The organism is Streptomyces sp. NPDC054932 (assembly GCF_053610205.1).
Genome location: NZ_JBSGXU010000159.1, coordinates 1 through 19,003 on the forward strand (window position 1 = coordinate 1; position 19,003 = coordinate 19,003).

General features: G+C 72.4%; 17 protein-coding genes. 8 read left to right on the top strand and 9 right to left on the bottom strand.

The features are described from left to right. Window positions 1-194 precede the first annotated feature (194 nt). Window positions 195-998 (top strand): chaplin, encoded by an 804-nt coding sequence (locus tag ACWGE1_RS31300; RefSeq protein WP_453423819.1) that lies wholly within the window; start codon window positions 195-197, stop codon window positions 996-998. Window positions 999-1,037: 39 nt separating this feature from the next. On the opposite strand, the gene ACWGE1_RS31305 is transcribed toward ACWGE1_RS31300, so the two are convergent. Continuing rightward, a complete protein-coding gene (locus tag ACWGE1_RS31305; protein WP_030388705.1) occupies window positions 1,038-1,226 on the bottom strand; it encodes a DUF5703 family protein in 189 nt (62 codons plus the stop codon). 47 nt (window positions 1,227-1,273) lie between these two features. Here ACWGE1_RS31305 and ACWGE1_RS31310 point away from each other — a divergent pair, with 47 nt between their 5' ends. Beyond that, complete coding sequence (locus ACWGE1_RS31310) at window positions 1,274-1,924, top strand: hypothetical protein (protein ID WP_453423820.1); 651 nt, start codon at window positions 1,274-1,276, stop codon at window positions 1,922-1,924. Between the two features lie 78 nt (window positions 1,925-2,002). On the opposite strand, the gene ACWGE1_RS31315 is transcribed toward ACWGE1_RS31310, so the two are convergent. Both ACWGE1_RS31315 and ACWGE1_RS31320 read right to left on the bottom strand, forming a co-directional pair. After that, window positions 2,003-4,324, bottom strand: coding sequence for an ATP-binding domain-containing protein (locus ACWGE1_RS31315; RefSeq protein ID WP_453423821.1), 2,322 nt, complete (start codon window positions 4,322-4,324; stop codon window positions 2,003-2,005). After that, window positions 4,321-5,304, bottom strand: coding sequence for an aldo/keto reductase (locus ACWGE1_RS31320; RefSeq protein ID WP_453423822.1), 984 nt, complete (start codon window positions 5,302-5,304; stop codon window positions 4,321-4,323). The genes ACWGE1_RS31315 and ACWGE1_RS31320 overlap by 4 nt, the downstream gene beginning before the upstream one ends. 100 nt (window positions 5,305-5,404) lie before the next feature. On the opposite strand from ACWGE1_RS31320, the gene ACWGE1_RS31325 reads away from it, so the two are divergent. Both ACWGE1_RS31325 and ACWGE1_RS31330 read left to right on the top strand, forming a co-directional pair. Beyond that, the gene (locus ACWGE1_RS31325) at window positions 5,405-6,454 is read left to right on the top strand and encodes an LLM class F420-dependent oxidoreductase (RefSeq protein WP_453423823.1); all 1,050 of its coding nucleotides are present in this window, start codon (window positions 5,405-5,407) and stop codon (window positions 6,452-6,454) included. Window positions 6,455-6,668: 214 nt separating this feature from the next. Then, on the top strand, window positions 6,669-7,499 hold the full coding sequence (locus tag ACWGE1_RS31330; RefSeq protein ID WP_453423824.1) for a ferritin-like domain-containing protein: 831 nt from the start codon (window positions 6,669-6,671) through the stop codon (window positions 7,497-7,499). Here ACWGE1_RS31330 and corA read toward each other — a convergent pair. Next, a complete protein-coding gene (corA, locus tag ACWGE1_RS31335; RefSeq protein WP_453423825.1) occupies window positions 7,477-8,469 on the bottom strand; it encodes a magnesium/cobalt transporter CorA in 993 nt (330 codons plus the stop codon). The two genes, ACWGE1_RS31330 and corA, sit on opposite strands and share 23 nt — an antisense overlap. A 54-nt stretch (window positions 8,470-8,523) precedes the next feature. Between corA and ACWGE1_RS31340 the strand changes: the two genes are divergently transcribed. The 4 genes from ACWGE1_RS31340 to mshC all read left to right on the top strand — a co-directional run bounded on the left by ACWGE1_RS31340 (window position 8,524) and on the right by mshC (window position 12,075). After that, complete coding sequence (locus tag ACWGE1_RS31340; RefSeq protein WP_453423826.1) at window positions 8,524-9,243, top strand: histidine phosphatase family protein; 720 nt, start codon at window positions 8,524-8,526, stop codon at window positions 9,241-9,243. Between the two features lie 77 nt (window positions 9,244-9,320). Continuing rightward, entirely contained in the window at window positions 9,321-9,911 is a 591-nt protein-coding gene (locus tag ACWGE1_RS31345; protein WP_030011536.1) for a DUF3090 domain-containing protein, read from the top strand. Then, window positions 9,875-10,735, top strand: a complete 861-nt coding sequence (locus ACWGE1_RS31350; RefSeq protein ID WP_453423827.1) for an SCO1664 family protein — start codon at window positions 9,875-9,877, stop codon at window positions 10,733-10,735. The genes ACWGE1_RS31345 and ACWGE1_RS31350 overlap by 37 nt, the downstream gene beginning before the upstream one ends. Before the next feature lie 110 nt (window positions 10,736-10,845). Then, complete coding sequence (mshC, locus tag ACWGE1_RS31355) at window positions 10,846-12,075, top strand: cysteine--1-D-myo-inosityl 2-amino-2-deoxy-alpha-D-glucopyranoside ligase (protein ID WP_453423828.1); 1,230 nt, start codon at window positions 10,846-10,848, stop codon at window positions 12,073-12,075. Between the two features lie 241 nt (window positions 12,076-12,316). Here mshC and ACWGE1_RS31360 read toward each other — a convergent pair whose 3' ends face one another. The 5 genes from ACWGE1_RS31360 to ACWGE1_RS31380 form a co-directional block, all read right to left on the bottom strand. Then, on the bottom strand, window positions 12,317-13,315 hold the full coding sequence (locus ACWGE1_RS31360; RefSeq protein ID WP_453423829.1) for a PAC2 family protein: 999 nt from the start codon (window positions 13,313-13,315) through the stop codon (window positions 12,317-12,319). Between the two features lie 127 nt (window positions 13,316-13,442). Beyond that, on the bottom strand, window positions 13,443-15,050 hold the full coding sequence (locus ACWGE1_RS31365; RefSeq protein ID WP_453423830.1) for an FAD-dependent oxidoreductase: 1,608 nt from the start codon (window positions 15,048-15,050) through the stop codon (window positions 13,443-13,445). Window positions 15,051-15,091: 41 nt separating this feature from the next. Beyond that, window positions 15,092-16,618, bottom strand: coding sequence for a glycerol kinase GlpK (glpK, locus tag ACWGE1_RS31370; protein WP_314249406.1), 1,527 nt, complete (start codon window positions 16,616-16,618; stop codon window positions 15,092-15,094). A gap of 81 nt (window positions 16,619-16,699) precedes the next feature. Continuing rightward, complete coding sequence (locus tag ACWGE1_RS31375; RefSeq protein ID WP_453423831.1) at window positions 16,700-17,482, bottom strand: MIP/aquaporin family protein; 783 nt, start codon at window positions 17,480-17,482, stop codon at window positions 16,700-16,702. A 313-nt stretch (window positions 17,483-17,795) separates the two neighbouring features. Further along, window positions 17,796-18,563: an IclR family transcriptional regulator gene (locus tag ACWGE1_RS31380; protein WP_453423832.1), complete on the bottom strand. Its 768-nt coding sequence runs from the start codon at window positions 18,561-18,563 to the stop codon at window positions 17,796-17,798. Between the last annotated feature and the right edge of the window lie 440 nt (window positions 18,564-19,003).

Genomic DNA, 19,003 nt, shown 5'->3' on the forward strand with positions numbered 1-19,003 from the left:
ATGGGGGGGCCCGGGGCGGCATACCCCGGGCTCCGGGGCCACCGGGCTTTCAGGCCCGGATTTCTCTCACTTCCGGCGTGCCAGGCGGGGGAGCCAGGACTGCCGGGCCGTCGGACGACGGCCGAAACGTACACACCAGGGGACGAGTACAGATGCGACGACCGGCACAGGTCACCAGGAAGACCCTGATCACCATGGCTGCCGCGGGGGGTGTCCTCGCTCTGGGCGGGGGCTACGCACACGCGGACTCCGGCGCCACGGGACACGCTGCGAATTCTCCGGGACTGCTGTCCGGGAACAACGTGCAGGCGCCCGTGGACGCGCCGGTGAACGCCTGCGGCAACACGATCACGGTGGTGGGAGGCCTCAACCCGGCCTTCGGGAACCACTGCGCCAACGGCTCGGGTCACACCAAGCCGCCCAAGCCCGACCACCCGGGCGACGACGAACCGTGCGACGACCACCCGGGCGGTCCCGGTGGTCCGGGCAACCCGGGCAACCCGGGCGGTCCGGGTAACCCGGGTAACCCGGGCGGTCCCGGTAACCCGGGCGGTCCCGGTAACCCGGGTAACCCCGGTGGTCCCGGTAACCCGGGCAATCCCGGTGGTCCGGGCGCCCCCGGTAACCCGGGTGGACCGGGCAACCCTGGCGGTCCGGGCACCCCGGGCAACCCTGGCGGTCCGGGCACCCCGGGTAACCCCGGCGGTCCGGGCACTCCCGGTAACCCCGGCGGTCCTGGTACTCCCGGGAACCCGGGCAATCCCGGTGGTCCGGGCACCCCCGGCAACCCCGGTACCCCGGGCACGCCGGCCAACCCCGGCACGGGACCCGTCACCCCGGTCACGCACCCCGGTCCGGGGACCGGGAACAACCCGGGGCAGGCGGTCGGCCTCGCGGCCACCGGCTCCGGCGACGTCCTCACCGCCGGGCTCCCGCTCGCGGGCGGCCTGCTGCTCGCCGGCACGGTGCTCTACCGCCGTGCCCGCAACGCCGCCTGACGGACGCTCACGGCGCGGGCCCCGCCCCCGGGGCCCGCGTCACCAGGTCGCGCGGACCTGACGGATGATCCGGCGGCGCAGTCGCACGCGGCGGCTGCCGTCCCGGTACAGGCTCAGCCTGTCGAGTTCCCAGTTCCCGTACTCGGCATGATCGGTCAACAGGCGGGTCGCCTCCGAGCGAGGAACACCGCGGGGCACGTACACGTCGACAAATTCGTATTCCGGCATCGCATCTATTGTGCGGGCACCGGCCCGCTACGGATAGCGTCTGCTCTATGTCTGATGCCGCTCTGCCCACTGTTGCCGAGGTACGCGCCGCCGCCGAGGCGGTCAAGGCCGCGCTCGACCGTCACCTCGCCGCGGTCGAGCGCAGGATCGGGGACGAGGACCCCGACGTCTACGCCGCGTTCAACGAACTCGCCGCCGCGGCCGAGGTGTACGACGAACTCCTCTACGACCGCTACGACGAGGTCACCCCCTTCGAGATCCCCACGCCCGAGGACGGCGTCCCGTACACCGGCCCCGCCGAGCCCGCCGCCTTCAGCGTGCTCATCCGCCGTGACTACGCCGTGGTCGAACCGGCCCGGCTGATCGCCCAGGCCGAGCGGGTCGCAGCGCACGACCGGGACGCCGATTTCGTGGGCGACGGCGGCAGCGCCGACGCACTGGGCGTCCTCTTCGGCGAGTACGAGCCCGATGAGATCGCCTCCCGCTACAAGGACTTCGGGCTGGAGGAGGGCGACTCCACGCTCTGGATCGCGGCCTCCGAGGAGGTGGCGGAACCGGGGGAGTGGCTGGGCTCGCCCTTCGGGCACATCGATCCGCAGGACGTGCTGCACCGGTTCGACGTCAGCTCGGTCTTCGACGAGGAGGCCGACGAGTTCGACGAGGACGAGGCCGCGGAACCGGGACTGACCCCGGCCTGACCCACCGGCCCGATCGCGGCCCCGGACGTGCCGGACACCGTGGCCCCCGCCCTCCCGGGCGGGGGCCACGGCCGGCTCTCACTGCGGTTGCGCGCCCGCCGTCGCCAGGGCCGTCAGCAGGCCCGTCAGACGCGTCGTACGCGGCTTCGCGGGCACCTCGGCCACCGCGCGCGGCAGCGCCTGGTCGACGCCGTGCACCACGGACAGGTGCCGCTCGCCCCGCCCGAAGGCCGTGTAGACCCAGTCGCGCGACAGGGCCTGCGCCGCGTCGCCCGGCAGTACGACGACCACCGCCGGCCAGCGCGAGCCCACGGCCTGATGCGCCGTCACCGCCCAGCCGTGCCGCACCCGGGACTCGACCAGGTCCTTCGGTACGACGACCCGCGCACCCGCACGGTCCAGGTGCAGGCCCTCGGCGTCGGCCGACACCACCCGGGCCGGCAGCGCCCGCCCGGCGGACGGCACGTGGACGACCCGGTCGCCGGGGTCGAAGCCGCCGAACCGGCCCGGACCCGGGTTCAGCCGCTCCTTCAGGGCGGCGTTCAGTGCGCGGGTGCCCGCCGAACCGCCGTGGCCCGGGGTGATCACCTGCACGTCGTCCGCCGGGATCCCGAAGGCCCGCGGCACCGACTCGGCGACCAGCTGCACGGTTCGGTGCACGGCCTCCCCGGCATCCTGCACCGGCACGATGACGACCTCCTTGCCGGGGGCGTCGACCTGGTTCAGCTCCCCGATGCCGATCCCGGACACGAGCTCCCCGAGGGGGCCCGGGTCGGGGGTGCGGGAGACCACCTGCGGGCAGGTACGGGCGGCCAGCACATCGGCGAACACCCGCCCGGCCCCGGCGGACCCGAGCACTCCGGGATCCCCGGAAAGCACCAGCCGGGCCCCGTCCGGTACGGACTCCACGAGTGCGGCCGCGGTCTCCACGTCCAGCTGCGGCCCGTCCAGCACCACGAGCAGGTCCAGCGCGAACTGTCCGTCCGCGTTGCGTCCCGGCCCCTCGGTCCCGGACAGCAGCCCCGCCACGCTCACCGCGTCCTGACCGCCCGGGGAGTGCGCGGCCACGCAGACGCCGAGGCCCAGCTCCCGGGCCGCCGCGGCCAGGGCGAACGGCTCGGCGCGGGCGGCCTCGCCGCCGGTGTGGGCGACCAGGCCGTGGCCCGCGACCGTGCGGATCAGTTCGGCCGCGGACGGGCCCGGCGCGGCCGCGGCGGCCCGCTCCCAGTCCGCGGGCGCGTCGAAGGTGCCCGACGCGAGCCGCGCCAGGCCGTCGGCCAGGCTCTCCTCGGCCATGGCGGCACCCTCCAGGCCCACGAGCACGCGTACGGGCTGCTCCGCGTCCTCGGCGTCCTCGGCGGGCGGCGGCCCGAGGGACTCGTGGAAGACCAGCACCGAGCCCTCGGCGATGGCCTGTTCCAGCGCCTCGGCGGGATCCGGTACGCCGTACTGGGCCAGGGCCTTCTCCAGCACCGGGGCCTCCAGCGCCGTGTGCCCCTTCAGCCCCGCCCGGACCAGCAGCCAGCCCACCAGGACCGTGGTGCGGCGCTCGTCCCCGGGACCGGCTTCGGGGCCCAGCAGCGCCCGCGCGAAGCCGTCGGCCTGCGTCGGTCGCACAGTGGGGACCGACAGCAGGCGCCAGGGGTTCTCGGCGAGCTGCCCGGCGGCGTCCTCACCGAGGGCCGCCGCGGCGGGGCCGGCCAGGGCCTCGGGGGCGCCGCCGCGGGCCAGTACGGCCCGTACGCCGTCGACGGCGTCGGCCGAGGGCGCCGCCGCGGCCACCGGCGCCGGGGCGGCCGGGCGCGGCGCGGCGGGAGCGGGGGCCGGCCTGCGGGGCGCGGCCGGGGCGTCGTCGAAGTACACGGCGGGGGGCTTGTCCCCGCTCTCCACGGCCCGTACGGCGGCCAGCAGGTCGGCGGCCTTCCCGCTGAGCTTCGCCCCGGCCTCGACGGGCCCCTCCCGTTCGGCCTTGCGCCGGGCGATCCGCTCGCGCTCGATCTTCTGCGCGGCGAGCTCGGCCTGGGCCTCGTTGAGCGCGGGCGCCACCTGCCCCCCGGCGTCCGTTCCGGCCCCGGCCCCGGCCTCGGGCTCGGCCCCGGCCCCGGCATCGGCCTCGGGCTCGGCCTCGGGCTCGGCCTCGGGCTCGGCCCCGGCCCCGGCCTCGGCCTCGGCCTCGGGCTCGGCGTCGGGCTCGGCGTCGGACCCGGCCGCGTCGTCGGCCGCCGCAGGGGCCGGGTGGCCGGCTCGGTCCTCGGCCCCGGCGGGTTCGGCGGTACCGGAGCCGTCCTCGGCGTCCGCGGCCCGTGCCTCGTCGGGCTCGGTCTGGTCCGCGTCGGCCGGCGAGGCCTCGGCGGCCGGTTCCTCGGCGGCAGCGGGCTCGGCCTGGCGGTCCGTACTCACAGCGTGCTCCAGTCCTGATCGGGGTAGCGGTGCACCGGAGCCGAAACATCGTCCAGCGCCCGGCAGATCTCCTCCGGAAGACTAAGGGCCTCCACCGACAGTGCCGCCGCGAGCTGGGCGGACGTCCGCGCGCCGACGATCGGCGCCACCACCCCGGGCCGGTCCCGGATCCACGCGAGCGCCACCTGGAGCGGGGTCACGGCCAGCCCCTGGGCCGCCGTCACCACCGCGTCCACGATCCGGCCCGCGGCCTCGTCGAGGTACGGGTCCACCAGGGCGGCCAGGGACTCCGAGGCGCCCCGGGAGTCCGCCGGGGTGCCGTCCCGGTACTTGCCCGTCAGCACCCCGCGCCCCAGCGGCGAGGAGGGCAGCAGGCCGATCCCCAGGTCCAGCGCGGCGGGCAGCACCTCCCGCTCCACCCCGCGCTGGAGCAGCGAGTACTCCATCTGGGTCGAGGCGATCCGGGTGCGCACCCCGGGGGCGGCGAGCTGCCAGGTCGCCGCCTTCGCCAGCTGCCAGCCGCAGAAGCCCGCCAGCCCCGCGTACCGGGCCCGGCCGCTGCTCACCGCCAGGTCCAGCGCCTGCAGGGTCTCCTCCAGCGGGGTCGCAGGATCGAAGGCGTGCACCTGACACAGGTCGACGTAGTCGGTGCCCAGCCGGTCCAGCGAGTCGTCGAGGGCCGCGAGCAGGTGCCCGCGCGAGCCGTCGAAGCGCCGGTCGGGGTCCGGCACGCTGCCCGCCTTGGTCGCGATCACCAGGTCCCGGCGCGGGACGAGCCCGTCCAGCAGCCGCCCGAGGAGGAACTCCGCCTCGCCGCCGCCGTACACGTCGGCGGTGTCCACCAGCGTGCCGCCCGCCTCCCAGAAGGTCTTCACCTGCTCGGCGGCGGCCTCCTCCCCGGTGTCGCGGCCCCAGGTGAGGGTGCCGAGGCCGATCCGGGAGACGCGCAGGCCGGTGCGGCCGAGATGCCTCTGCTCCATGAGCGCTGAGACTACTGGGGCGCTGACGCGGAGGACCCTGGCGCGCTACAGTCCCCGCACACCAACGTTACTGATCGGTAAACCGGTAAGGGGACGACACATGCGGCTCGGCATCAATCTTGGTTACTGGGGCGCGGGCATGGACGCCGACAACCTCGCCGTCGCCCAGGAGGCCGACCGCCTGGGTTACGACGTCTGCTGGGCCGCCGAGGCCTACGGTTCCGACGCCCCGACCGTGCTCGCCTGGGTCGCCGCCCAGACCGAGCGCATCGACGTCGGCTCGGCGATCATGCAGATCCCGGCCCGCCAGCCCGCGATGACCGCCATGACGGCGGCCACCCTCGACTCGCTCACCAAGGGCCGCTTCCGGCTCGGCCTCGGTGTCTCCGGCCCGCAGGTCTCCGAGGGCTGGTACGGCGTCAAGTTCGACAAGCCGCTCGCCCGCACCCGCGAGTACGTGGAGATCGTCCGCAAGGCGATGAGCCGCGAGCGCCTCTCCTACGAGGGCGAGCACTGGACGCTGCCGCTGCCCGGCGGCCCGGGCAAGCCCATCAAGCTGACCGTGCACCCCGAGCGCGAGCACATCCCGCTCTACATCGCCGCCATCGGGCCCAAGAACCTGGAGCAGACCGGCGAGATCGCCGACGGCGCACTGCTGATCTTCCCGGCCGCCGAGCACCTGGAGGCCACCGCCCTCACCCACATCCGGGCGGGCCGCGAGAAGGCCGGGCTGACCATGGACGGCTTCGACGTCTGCCCGACCGTGCCGCTGGCCCTCGGCGAGGACGTGAACGCGCTCGCGGACATGTTCCGCCCCTACACCGCCCTGTACGTGGGCGGCATGGGCAGCCGGAAGCAGAACTTCTACAACCAGCTGGCCCAGCGCATGGGTTACGAGAAGGAAGCCGCCGAGATCCAGGACAAGTACCTGGCGGGCGACAAGACGGGCGCGGCCGGAGCCGTCCCGCACTCGCTGATCGACTCGACCACGCTGCTCGGCCCGGTCGCCCGGATCGCGGACGGGATGCGGGCCTACGCGGAGGCCGGGGTCACCACCCTCACGCTGGCCCCGGCCGGATTCACCCTGGACGAGCGGATCGCCGCACTGCGCGCCGGCACCGAGGCCATGGAGCTCGCCGGTCTCGCCTGATCGGGACGCCGGCGCGGGTCCGCTCGCGCCGGCTCGGGCTTCTGCGGCCGTGGTGGGGGCTCGGGGGGTCTTCCCCGCCACGGCCGACACAGCGAACAACGCCCCGGACGCCCGCCGGGTTACGCGCGACGGGCCAACCCCCGATTTCGTTCATTCGGACGAGTGGGGCGACCCATCGGTTGCCCGCCCCGCCGACCGGCGTTTGACTCGTTCCATGCTCTCTGCCCGCAGCCTGTTCCAGGAGATCGTCGACAACGACGACTCCTTCCAGCTGTTCTGCTCCATCGCCGCCAGCGGGGAGACCCAGGGCGGCTGGGAGAACGCCCGCATCGCGGCCCTCGTGCCGGACGGCATGCGCCATCTCGCGGCCAAGATCACCAGGCACGGCGCCGACGAGGACAAGCACGGCCGGATCTTCCACGCCCTGCTGCGCAAGCGAGGCCTGCCCGCGGTCCCGGTACCCCCCGAGACCGACTACACGATGCTGCTGGAGCGCCGCGGCATCGGCCTCGCGCACGACAAGCTGCGCCGCGAGGAGGCGCTGACCGAGGAGGACATCGTCGTCTACCTCGCGCACAGCCGCGTCACCGAACAGCGCGCCGCCGACCAGATGGACATGCTGGTCAAGTACTTCGGTGACCACCCCGAGGTGGGCAGGGCCATCCACATGATCAGCAACGACGAGGACAACCACCTCGCCTACTGCCACGAGGAACTGCTGCGCCTCGCCCGGTCCGGCTACGGCCGGACCATCCAGCGGGTGCTCCGCGAGAGCGCGCTCGCCGAGATCTCCGTCTACCGGGACGTGAGCCTCGCCGTCATGGGCCACATGGGGCGGCTGCTGCACTGGCCCGCCCCGAAAGCGGCCGCGCTCGCGGTCGGCATCCACGGGATGTACGCGTACGAGCGGTTCAGCGGCTGGCACCGGATGGTGAACCTGCGGATGCCCGAGCGCCTGGACGCCCTCGGCGGGCCGCCGGCCGCCGCGCCCGGCTTCGGCCACGCCCCGCGGGGCAGGGAACTCAGAGCCAGCCCCGGCGCTTGAACATCCGGTGCAGGCCCAGGCACGCGGCCGCCATGACCACCAGCACCGCCGGATAGCCCCAGACGTGCCCCAGCTCCGGCATGTGGTCGAAGTTCATCCCGTAGATCCCCGCCACCATCGTCGGGACAGCCGCCATCGCCGCCCAGGCCGAGATCTTGCGCATGTCGTCGTTCTGCCGCAGACCCATCTGCGCCAGATGCGCGGCGAGCGCGTCCGACAGCAGCCGGTCCAGGCCCTCGATGTACTCGTTGGCCTTGGTCAGGTGGTCGGCGACGTCGCGGAAGAACGGCTGCGCGTGCTCGTGGACGAAGGGGACCTCCCCGAAGGCGAGCCGGTCCATCGGCTGCAGCAGCGGGCTCGTCGCCCGCCGGAACTCCAGCACCTGCCGCTTGAACCCGTAGATCCGGGCGGCGGTGTTCTTGGTGTCCGAGGCGTTCGGGGCGAAGACGTCGGCCTCCAGCTCCTCCAGGTCCGCCTGGAGCTCGGCCGCCACCTCGATGTAGTGGTCCACCACCGCGTCCGACACCGCGTACAGCACCGCCGTCGGGCCGTGCCGCAGCACGTCCGGCTCCTGCTCCAGCCGGTGGCGCACGGCGGCCAGCGGAGCCCCCTCGCCGTGCCGGACCGTGACGACGAACGAGTCCCCTATGAAGACCATCAGCTCGCCCGCCGTCACCGTGTCCGTGCCCTCGTCGTACAGCACCGGCTTGAGGACGACGAACAGCGAATCGTCGTACACCTCCAGCTTCGGGCGCTGGTGCGCGGTCAGCGCGTCCTCCACCGCCAGCGGGTGCAGGCCGAACTCCTGGCGGACATGGTCGAATTCCTTGGCCGTCGGCTCGTGCATGCCGATCCACAGGAAGGCGTCACCGGTCGCCCGGGCCTCGTCCAGGGCGTCCGAGAAATCGTCCGGCCCCTGGGTGCGGCGGCCGTCCCGGTAAATCGCGCAGTCCACAATCACGCGGGGCATTCTTCCCTGCCCACCGCCCGCCCGCACGCTCCCGGCAGCGCATACGCTGGCCCCATGGCCACGCTGATCCTCGTACGACACGGGCGGTCCACCGCCAACACCGCTGGGCTGCTCGCCGGATGGACCCCGGGAGTGGCCCTCGACGAGCGCGGCGCGGAGCAGGCGGCCGCGCTGCCCGGCCGGCTGGCGGGCGTGCCGCTGGCCGCCGCCGTCACCAGTCCGCTGCAGCGCTGCCGGGAGACCCTCGCACCCCTGCTGGCCGCCAGGCCGGACCTGGAACTGCACACCGACGAGCGGATCGGCGAGTGCCACTACGGCGAATGGTCGGGCCGCAAACTGTCCGAGCTCTCCGACGAACCGCTGATGAAGATCGTCCAGCAGCACCCGTCGGCGGCCGCCTTCCCCGGCGGCGAGTCGATGCGCGCCATGCAGGCCCGCGCCGTGGACGCCGTACGGGAGTGGGACGCGCGGATCGAGCAGGCGCACGGCAGCGACGCCGTCTTCCTGATGTGCTCGCACGGCGACATCATCAAGTCCCTTGTCGCGGACGCCCTCGGCATGCACCTGGACCTCTTCCAGCGCATCCACGTCGACCCCTGCTCGGTGACCGCCATCCGGTACACCGCCACCCGGCCCTTCGTGTTCCGGCTCGGCGACACCGGCGACTTCGGCTCGCTCGTACGGCGCCCGGCGACGCCGGAAGCCGTCGCGTCGGACAAAGACACCGAAGACGCCGGGAACGCCGTCGTGGGAGGCGGCGCGGGCGCGGCTTGATCGCCCGGCGCAGTAGGGTGGACGGGCCAACACAAGGGCGCAGACCTGCCCCTGCCACCGAGACTTGGAGACTGGACGTGCCCCGTCAGGTGTTCCTCTACGACCCCCCGGACCGCTTCGTGGCCGGCACGGTCGGTCTGCCGGGACGCCGTACGTTCTTCCTGCAGGCCTCCGCCGGCCCCCGCGTCACCAGCGTCTCCCTGGAGAAGACCCAGGTCGCGGCGCTGGCCGAGCGGATGGACGAGCTGCTGGACGAGGTCGTACGACGGACCGGCGGCAACGCCCCGGTCCCGGCCGTCGCGCCCGCCGAGGCCGCCGACACCGCGCCGCTGGACGTGCCGGTCGACGAGGAGTTCCGCGTCGGCACCATGGCCCTGGCCTGGGACGGCGAGGAACAGCGCATGATCGTCGAGGCCCAGGCGCTGGTGGAACTCGACGCCGACTCCGACGAGGACCTGGCCGAGGCCGAGGAGCGGCTGCTCCAGGACGAGGAGAACGGCCCGCCGATGCTGCGGGTCCGCCTCACCGGCGCCCAGGCCCGGGCCTTCGCCAAGCGGGCCCTGGACGTGGTCAACGCCGGCCGCCCGCCCTGCCCGCTGTGCAGCCTGCCGCTGGACCCGGAGGGGCACGTGTGCCCGCGCCAGAACGGCTACCGGCGCCAGGCGTGAGCGACACGGGGGAGAAGATGGAGGAACTGCTCGCCAAGGGCGAGCTCACCGTCATAGGCCGGATCCGCGAGGCATCCAACGCCGTCCTGCTGTGCACCGTCACCTACGGCGGCGTCAGCGCCGACTGCGTGTACAAGCCGGTCAAGGGGGAGCGGCCGCTGTGGGACTTCCCCGACGGGAACCTCGCCCAGCGGGAGGTCGCCGCCTACCTGGTCTCCGAGGCCACCGGATGGGGCCTGGTACCGGCCACCGTGCTCCGCGACGGCCCGTACGGCGAGGGCATGGTCCAGCGCTGGATCGAGGCCGAGCAACCCGGTCAGGACTCTCCGGACTCCCCGCTGGGCGGGCTCCTCGGCCTCGTCGACGGTGAGGAGGCGGGGGAGGGCTGGAAGGCCGTGGCCCTCGCCGAGGTCGGAGAGGGCCGCACCGCGCTGCTCGTGCACGCCGACGACCCCCGGCTGCGCCGGCTCGCCGTACTCGACGCCGTGATCAACAACGGCGACCGCAAGGGCGGCCACCTGCTGCCCGCACCCGACGGACGGCTCTACGGCATCGACCACGGGGTGACCTTCCACGCCGAGGACAAGCTGCGCACCCTCCTGTGGGGCTGGGCGGGGGAGCCGCTGACCGGCGAGGCGCGCGAGGTGCTGACCGCGCTGGCCGCCGAGCTGGCGCAGGGAGCCCCGCTCGCCACCCGGCTGGCCGAACTGATCACACCGGTCGAGCTGGCCGCCGTACGGGACCGGGTGGAGCACCTGCTGCGCACCGGAACGCATCCGCAGCCGTCCGGACAGTGGCCGGCGATCCCCTGGCCACCGGTCTGAACCAGCCATCGGCCGTACGCACAGAATCGGCCAGACCGCAAGAGTGCCGATCAAGACAACAGTGCAGGTCCAGTTCGTTTCCGGAACATCAGTCCGGTTAGGCTCGAGACATGCATGCCTGGCCCGCTTCTGAGGTCCCCGCCCTTCCTGGCAAGGGCCGCGACCTCCAGATCCACGACACCGCGACCCAGGGGACGATCACCCTCGCCCCCGGTCCCGTCGCCCGTATCTACGTCTGCGGCATCACTCCGTACGACGCGACCCACATCGGTCACGCGGCGACCTACAACGCGTTCGACCTCGTACAACGCGTGTGGCTCGACACCAAGCGGCAGGTCCACTACGTCCAGAACGTCACGGACGTGGACGACCCGCTCCTGGAGCGGGCGCTGCGCGACGGCCAGGACTGGACCGAGCTGGCGGAGCGCGAGACCGCACTCTTCCGCGAGGACATGACGGCCCTGCGGATGCTGCCTCCGCAGCACTACATCGGCGCCGTCGAGGCCATACCCGGCATCGTGCCGCTGGTCGAGCGGCTGCGCGACGCCGGCGCGGCGTACGAGCTGGAGGGCGACGTCTACTTCTCGGTCGAGGCCGACCCGCACTTCGGCGGGGTCTCCCACCTCGACGCCGAGGCGATGCGGATGCTCTCGGCGGAGCGGGGCGGCGACCCCGACCGGCCCGGGAAGAAGAACCCGCTGGACCCGATGCTGTGGATGGCCGCACGTCCGGGCGAGCCGAGCTGGGACGGCGGCTCGCTGGGCCGCGGCCGGCCGGGCTGGCACATCGAGTGCGTGGCGATCGCCCTCGACCACCTGGGCATGGGCTTCGACATCCAGGGCGGCGGCTCCGACCTGGCCTTCCCGCACCACGAGATGGGCGCGTCCCACGCGCAGGCGCTGACGGGCGAGTTCCCGATGGCCAAGGCGTACGTCCACGCCGGCATGGTCGCCCTGCACGGCCAGAAGATGTCGAAGTCGAAGGGCAACCTCGTCTTCGTGTCGGCCCTGCGGCGCTCCGGAGTGGACCCGGCGGCGATCCGGCTGGCGCTGCTCTCCCACCACTACCGGGCCGACTGGGAGTGGACGGACGCGGTCCTCGAAGAGGCCGTGGCCCGGCTGGAGCGCTGGCGTGCGGCCGTGTCCCGGCCGGACGGGCTGCCGGCGGACGCACTGGTCGAGGAGGTCCGCGAGGCCCTCGCGAACGACCTCGACGCCCCTGCGGCGCTCGCCGCGGTGGACCGCTGGGTGGACGCCCAGAACGCCACGGACGGCGACGACGAGTCGGCCCCCGGCCTGGTCTCCCGGACCGTGGACGCCCTCCTGGGCGTGGCCCTGTAACCCGGCCGTAGCGACACCGATGCCCCTGGCCCACCGGCCGGGGGCATCTCCCTTTCCGCGGGCCGGGGACGGGGACGGGTCGGGGACGGGTCGGGGACGGGCCGGGCGCTGCCCGGACCCGGTCCTCAATCGCCGGACGGGCTGAAATTCAGCTCCGCCGGCGTTTGAGGCGCGGGGTGCGTGGCGGAGCCCCGCAAGGCCGGGCGCAGCCCGGGGCGCTCGCGCCCCGGCGCCGCGCGGGCTACGTCTCCGGTGCCTCCGGGGGGCCGTCCTCCTCCGGCGGGGCCGCCGGGGGTTCGCCTCCGGCGGGGTCCGGCTTGCGCTTCGGGGGGCGGGGGAGGCCCCCGCTCGTGTCGCGGAGGTACGAGCCGTCGCCCGGCTCCGGGGCCGGGCCCCCCGCCGGGTCCCGCCGCCGCAGGTACCGCTCGAACTCCCGGGCGATCGCGTCGCCCGACGCCTCCGGCAGGTCGGCGGTGTCCCGCGCCTCCTCCAGCGTCTGGACGTACTCCGCCACCTCGCTGTCCTCGGCGGCCAGTTGGTCCACGCCCAGCTGCCACGCCCGCGCGTCCTCAGGCAGTTCGCCCAGTGGGATCCGGATGTCGATCAGATCCTCCAGCCGGTTCAGCAGGGCCAGCGTCGCCTTCGGGTTGGGCGGCTGCGACACGTAGTGCGGCACCGCCGCCCACAGGGACACCGCCGGGACACCCGCATGCGTACAGGCCTCCTGCAGGATGCCCACGATGCCGGTCGGGCCCTCGTACTTGGTCTCCTCCAGATCCATCGTCCGCGCCAGGTCCGCGTCCGAGGTCACCCCGCTCACCGGCACCGGCCGCGTGTGCGGAGTGTCCCCGAGCAGCGCGCCCAGGATGACCACCATCTCCACGCCCAACTCGTGCGCGAAGCCGAGGATCTCGTTGCAGAACGACCGCCACCGCATGGACGGTTCGATGCCCCGCACCAGCACCAGGTCGCGCGGCTTGGCACCGCCGATCCGCACCACCGAGAGCCGGGTCGTCGGCCACGTGATCTTCCGTACCCCGTTGTCCAGCCACACCGTCGGCCGGTTGACCTGGAAGTCGTAGTAGTCCTCGGCGTCGAGTGCCGCGAAGACCTCGCCCTTCCACTCCCGGTCCAGGTGTGCGACCGCACCGGAGGCCGCGTCACCCGCGTCGTTCCAGCCCTCGAACGCGGCCACCATGACCGGGTCGATCAGCTCGGGCACGCCCTCAAGCTCGATCACCCAGGTCTCCTTCCGAAGTTCCCTTGCGTACGTGGGTCAGCCTAAGCCTTGATGAGCCACCGGCCACAGCCCACGACAGAGGGGCGGTTCCCCTCGGAACCGCCCCTCTTCCCCACCTGCGTGAGAGCTATGCCTTGCGGCCCAGCATCTCCTCGACCCGGGCACGCACGGACTCGTCGTCCAGGCCCCGGATCGTCACCGTCGTACGGCGGCGCAGCACGTCGTCGACCGTCTCGGCCCACTCGTTGTCACGGGCGTAGGCGACCTGCGCCCAGATCTCCGGACCGTCCGGGTGGATCCGCTCGGCCAGCGCCGGGTCCTCGTTCGCGAGACGCGCGATGTCGAAGGCCAGCGAACCGTAGTGGGAGGCCAGGTGGCGGGCGGTCAGCGGGTCCATCCGCGTACCGGGCTCCCGGTCCACCAGCAGCCGGTGCGCGACCGCGTTCGGGTTGGCGACACCGGGCAGCGCGATCCGGCGCACCAGCGACTTCACCGGCTCCATGTCGTCGGTCAGCGGGCTGCCCGGGAGCTTCGCCAGCTTGTCCATGACCACACGGCCGATGTGGCGGTAGGTCGTCCACTTGCCGCCGGCCACCGACAGCATGCCGCCGGCGCCCTCGGAGACGACCGTCTCGCGCTTGGCCTTCTCGACCCCGCCGGGGCCGCCGGGCAGCACCCGAAGGCCCGCGAACGCGTACGTCATCAGCGAGCGGTCCAGGTCCGCGTCCTTCACCGAGAAGGCCGCCTCGTCCAGGATCTGCTGGATGTCGGACTCGGTGGCGCGCACGTCCGCCGGGTCGCCCTCGTACACCTCGTCGGTGGTGCCGAGCAGCAGCTGGTCCTCCCACGGGAGGGCGAAGGTGATGCGGTACTTGTCGATCGGGGTGGCCATGGCGGCCTTCCACGGCGACTTGCGCTTCATGACGATGTGCGCGCCCTTGGAGAGGCGGATCGACGGCATGGAGTGCTTGTCCTCCATGCGCCGCAGGTGGTCCACCCACGGGCCGGTGGCGTTGAGCACGACGCGCGCGTCGACCCCGAACTCGGTGCCGTCGAGACGGTCCTTGAGCTCGGCGCCGGTGACCCGGCCGCGCGTCTTGCGCAGGCCGGTGACCTCGGCGTGATTGAGGACGACCGCGCCCGACTCGACGGCCGCGCGGACCGTCATGACGGCCACGCGGGAGTCGTTCATCTGGTGGTCGTAGTAGACCGCGACGGCCTTGAGGTTGTCCGTCTTCAGGCCGGGGTTGTCGGCGACGGCACGGGCCGGGGATATGACCTTGCCCATGCCGTCGCCGAAGGCCGAGAGGGCGGAGTAGGCGAAGACGCCCGCGCCCAGCTTGGCCGCACCCACCGGACCGCCCTTGTAGACCGGCAGGTAGAAGGTGAGCGGGTTGACCAGGTGCGGGGCCACGTCCTTGGCCAGCACCCGCCGCTCGTGGTGGTTCTCCGCGACCAGCTTGACCGCGCCGGTCTGCAGGTAGCGCAGACCGCCGTGGACGAGCTTGGAGGAGGCCGAGGAGGTGGCGCCGGCGAAGTCGCCGGCGTCCACCATGGCAACCCGCAGGCCCGACTGCGCGGCGTGCCACGCCACGGAGGTGCCCAGGATTCCACCACCGATGACCAGCAGGTCGTACGTGGCCTTCGACAGCTGCTCACGGGTCTGGGCGCGGCTGACGTTGGCACCGGCGGTCGGGTGCGTGCCCAGTGCGGGAACGCTCTGCAGGCTGCTCATATCTCTCTTAGCTCCTCGTCGATTGACTCAGCTGAGTGCGGTCAGCTGGCGTCTTCGTCGTCGACCCAGCCCATGGAACGCTCCACGGCCTTGAGCCAGCTCTTGTACTCGCGGTCCCGCTGCTCGGCGGGCATCCGCGGGGTCCACTCCGCCGCGCGGCGCCAGTTGGCGCGCAGGGCGTCGGTGTCGGGCCAGAAGCCGACGGCCAGGCCGGCGGCGTAGGCGGCGCCGAGGCAGGTGGTCTCGGCGACCATCGGGCGCACCACGGGGGCGTCCAGGAAGTCCGAGAGCGTCTGCATCAGCAGGTTGTTGGAGGTCATGCCGCCGTCAACCTTGAGGGCGGCGAGTTCGACGCCCGAGTCCTTGGTCATGGCGTCGGTGATCTCGCGGGTCTGCCAGGCGGTGGCCTCCAGGACGGCACGGGCGATGTGCGCCTTGGTGACGTACCGGGTGAGGCCGGCGATCACACCGCGGGCGTCGGAGCGCCAGTACGGGGCGAACAGGCCGGAGAAGGCCGGCACGAAGTAGGCGCCGCCGTTGTCCTCGACCGAGGAGGCCAGGGTCTCGATCTCGGCCGCGGACTTGATCAGGCCCATCTGGTCGCGCATCCACTGGACGAGCGAGCCGGTGACGGCGATGGAGCCCTCCAGCGCGTAGACCGGCTGCTGGTCGCCGATCTTGTAGCCGACCGTGGTCAGCAGGCCGCTGTAGGAGTTGATGACCTTGTCGCCGGTGTTCATCAGCATGAACGTTCCGGTGCCGTACGTGGACTTGGCCTCGCCCTCGGCGAAACAGGTCTGGCCGAACAGCGCGGCCTGCTGGTCACCGAGCGCCGAGGCGACCGGGACACCGGCGAGGACGCCGTCCTTGACGTGGCCGTAGACCTCGGCGGAGGACTTGATCTCGGGGAGGATGTCGAGCGGCACCTCCATGGACTCCGCGATCTTGGCGTCCCACTCCAGCGTGTGGAGGTTCATCAGCATGGTGCGCGAGGCGTTGGTGACGTCGGTGACGTGCACACCGCCCTGGGCGCCGCCGGTGAGGTTCCAGATGACCCACGAGTCCATGGTGCCGAAGAGGATGTCCCCGGCCTCGGCGCGTGCACGCAGACCCTCGACGTTGTCGAGCAGCCAGCGGGCCTTCGGGCCGGCGAAGTAGCTCGCCAGCGGCAGGCCGGTCTCGCGGCGGAAGCGGTCCTGGCCGACGTTGCGACCGAGCTCCTTGCACAGGGCGTCGGTGCGGGTGTCCTGCCAGACCAGCGCGTTGTGGACCGGCTCGCCGGTGTGGCGGTCCCACAGGACGGTGGTCTCGCGCTGGTTGGTGATGCCGACGGCCTTGACGTCCGCGGCGGTGATCTCGGCCTTGGCGATGGCGCCGGCGACGACCTCCTGGACGTTGGTCCAGATCTCGGTGGCGTCGTGCTCGACCCAGCCCGGCTTCGGGAAGATCTGCTCGTGCTCCTTCTGGTCGACGGCGACGATGCGGCCGTCGCGGTCGAAGACGATGCAGCGGGAGGAGGTGGTGCCCTGGTCGATCGCGGCGATGAAGGGGCCGGTACTGGTGGTCATGTTGGCTGCTCCTGGCAGGTCTGGTGAGTAGGCGGAATCAGGAGGGCGGTGCGGATCTTACGATCTTGCCGGTACTGCTGATCAGGCGAACGCGATGTTGTAGAGACCACCGGCGAGCACGGCACCGACGAGCGGGCCGACCACCGGGATCCAGGAGTAACCCCAGTCGGAGCCGCCCTTGTTGGGCAGCGGCAGCAGGGCGTGCACGATGCGCGGACCGAGGTCGCGCACCGGGTTGATGGCGTAGCCGGTCGGGCCACCGAGCGAGAGACCGATGCCGACGACCACGAACGAGGTGATCAGGACGCCGATGACACCGAGGCCCTTGCCGCCGTCCTGGAGGCCCTGGGTCAGGATCGCCAGGATCAGGACGGCGGTACCGATGATCTCGGTCGCGAGGTTCTGCACGACATTACGGATCTCGGGGCCGGTGGAGAAGATGCCGAGCACCGGACCGGCCTGGTCGTGCGGGTGCGGGTCCTCAGGACCGAGCTTGGCGTCGCGGATGTGCTCCGGGTCGGCCAGGTGGACGCGGAACTGTCCGTAGTAGGTGATCCACATCAGGACCGCTCCGAGCATCGCGCCCAGCAGCTGGCCCGCGAAGTAGACCGGGGTGTCGCCCCACTCGCCGGTCTTGACGGCGAGACCGACGGTGACCGCCGGGTTCAGGTGCGCACCGGAGAGCGGCGCGGAGACGTAGGCGGCGATCAGTACGGCGAATCCCCAGCCGAACGTGATGGCGAGCCAGCCCGCATTGCGGGCCTTGGAGCTCTTGAGTGTCACTGCGGCGCAGACGCCACCGCCGAGCAGTGTGAGCAGGGCGGTACCGATGGTCTCGCCGATGAAGATGTCGGAGCTGGACACCCGCGACTCCTTTGTACGTCCAGGGGTGGGCGGACACCGGGTCCCTCCGGTGGTTCCGCGCACTCGGTGAGTGCTGCACCGGTCCGTGGCCTTGTCGCATCCTAGCGCGTATTGCCGGTAGGTGTTCGACAATGCCGACCGATGAACGGCAGTTTTCCGCCCAAGTGAAGAACGCGTCAAGGGTCGGCCAGGCCAAAGTGTCGGATCGTTACCGGTAGGTGCGATCAGCCAAAACCAGCCATCTCAAGGCCGGGATGTGGCGAAAAACAGGCATAAAGAGGCCAGGGTGTGGCCAGGACCTGTTAAAGGAAGCTCAGAACCGGCCTGCGCCGAGATCGCGTGAAACGGCGCGCGCACAGTCCCGCACCGACGCCACCAGGGCCGCACGGGGTTCACCGGACTCGCCGCAGACCCGTTCCACCGCGCCGGCCACCGCCACCGCGCCGACCGGCATCCGGCGCCGGTCGTGGATCGGCGCCGCCACCGAGGCGATGCCCTCCCAGGTCTCCTCGACGTCGGCGGCCCAGCCGCGCGCCCGGGTCAGGCCGAGGATCTCCTCGAAGCCGGCGCCGTCCGTGACCGTACGGGGGGTGAAGGCCTCGCGCTCGACCTCGTGCGCCTGGGTGTGTGCCACCGGGTCGTACGCCGACAGCACCTTGCCCAGCGCGGTCGAGTGCAGCGGCTGCATGGCCCCGACCTCCAGCACCTGACGGCTGTCGTCGGGCCGGAACACGTGGTGCATGATCAGCACCCCGCTCTGGTGCAGCACGCCCACGTACACGCTCTCGCCGCTCGCCCGGGCCAGATCGTCCGTCCACACCAGGGCGCGGGCACGCAGCTCGTGCACGTCGAGATAGCTGTTGCCCAGGCGCAGCAGCTCCGCGCCGAGCTGATAGCGACCGGAGGCCGGGTCCTGCTCCACGAAGCCCTCGGCCTGCAGGGTGCGCAGGATGCCGTGGGCCGTGCCCTTGGCCAGGCCCAGCGAGGACGCCACGTCCGAGAGTCCCAGCCGGCGCTCGCCGCCCGCCAGGAGTCGCAGCATCGCAGCGGCTCGTTCGAGCGACTGGATGTTCCGTGCCATCTCGCAGCCTCCTGCTGACCTTCGGTACTACTGACCATCTTGACGCGGTTCGACAATGCTGAACAGTATCGGTCGATGCCGACCTTGCGCACCGTCGGAGATCTGTTCGTCGTACTCTCGCCGGGGCACCTCCCGGCAAGTCCCCGCCACAGAATGCAGTCCGCCACGTGGGACACCCACACCGGGGCCGCTGCCTCGCGGTTACCCTGGCCGCGTGCACCCTTGACACCGAGGGGGTGCAAAGCCGACAGCCGTCGCATCCCAGGGAGCACAACCATGGCTTCGTTGCCCAACCTGCCCGCTGACACCCAGACCCGGGCCGATGCCCTCAGAGAGGCGCTCGCGACCCGTGTGGTCGTCGCCGACGGGGCCATGGGAACGATGCTGCAGGCGCAGGACCCGAGCATGGAGGACTTTCAGCAGCTGGAGGGCTGCAACGA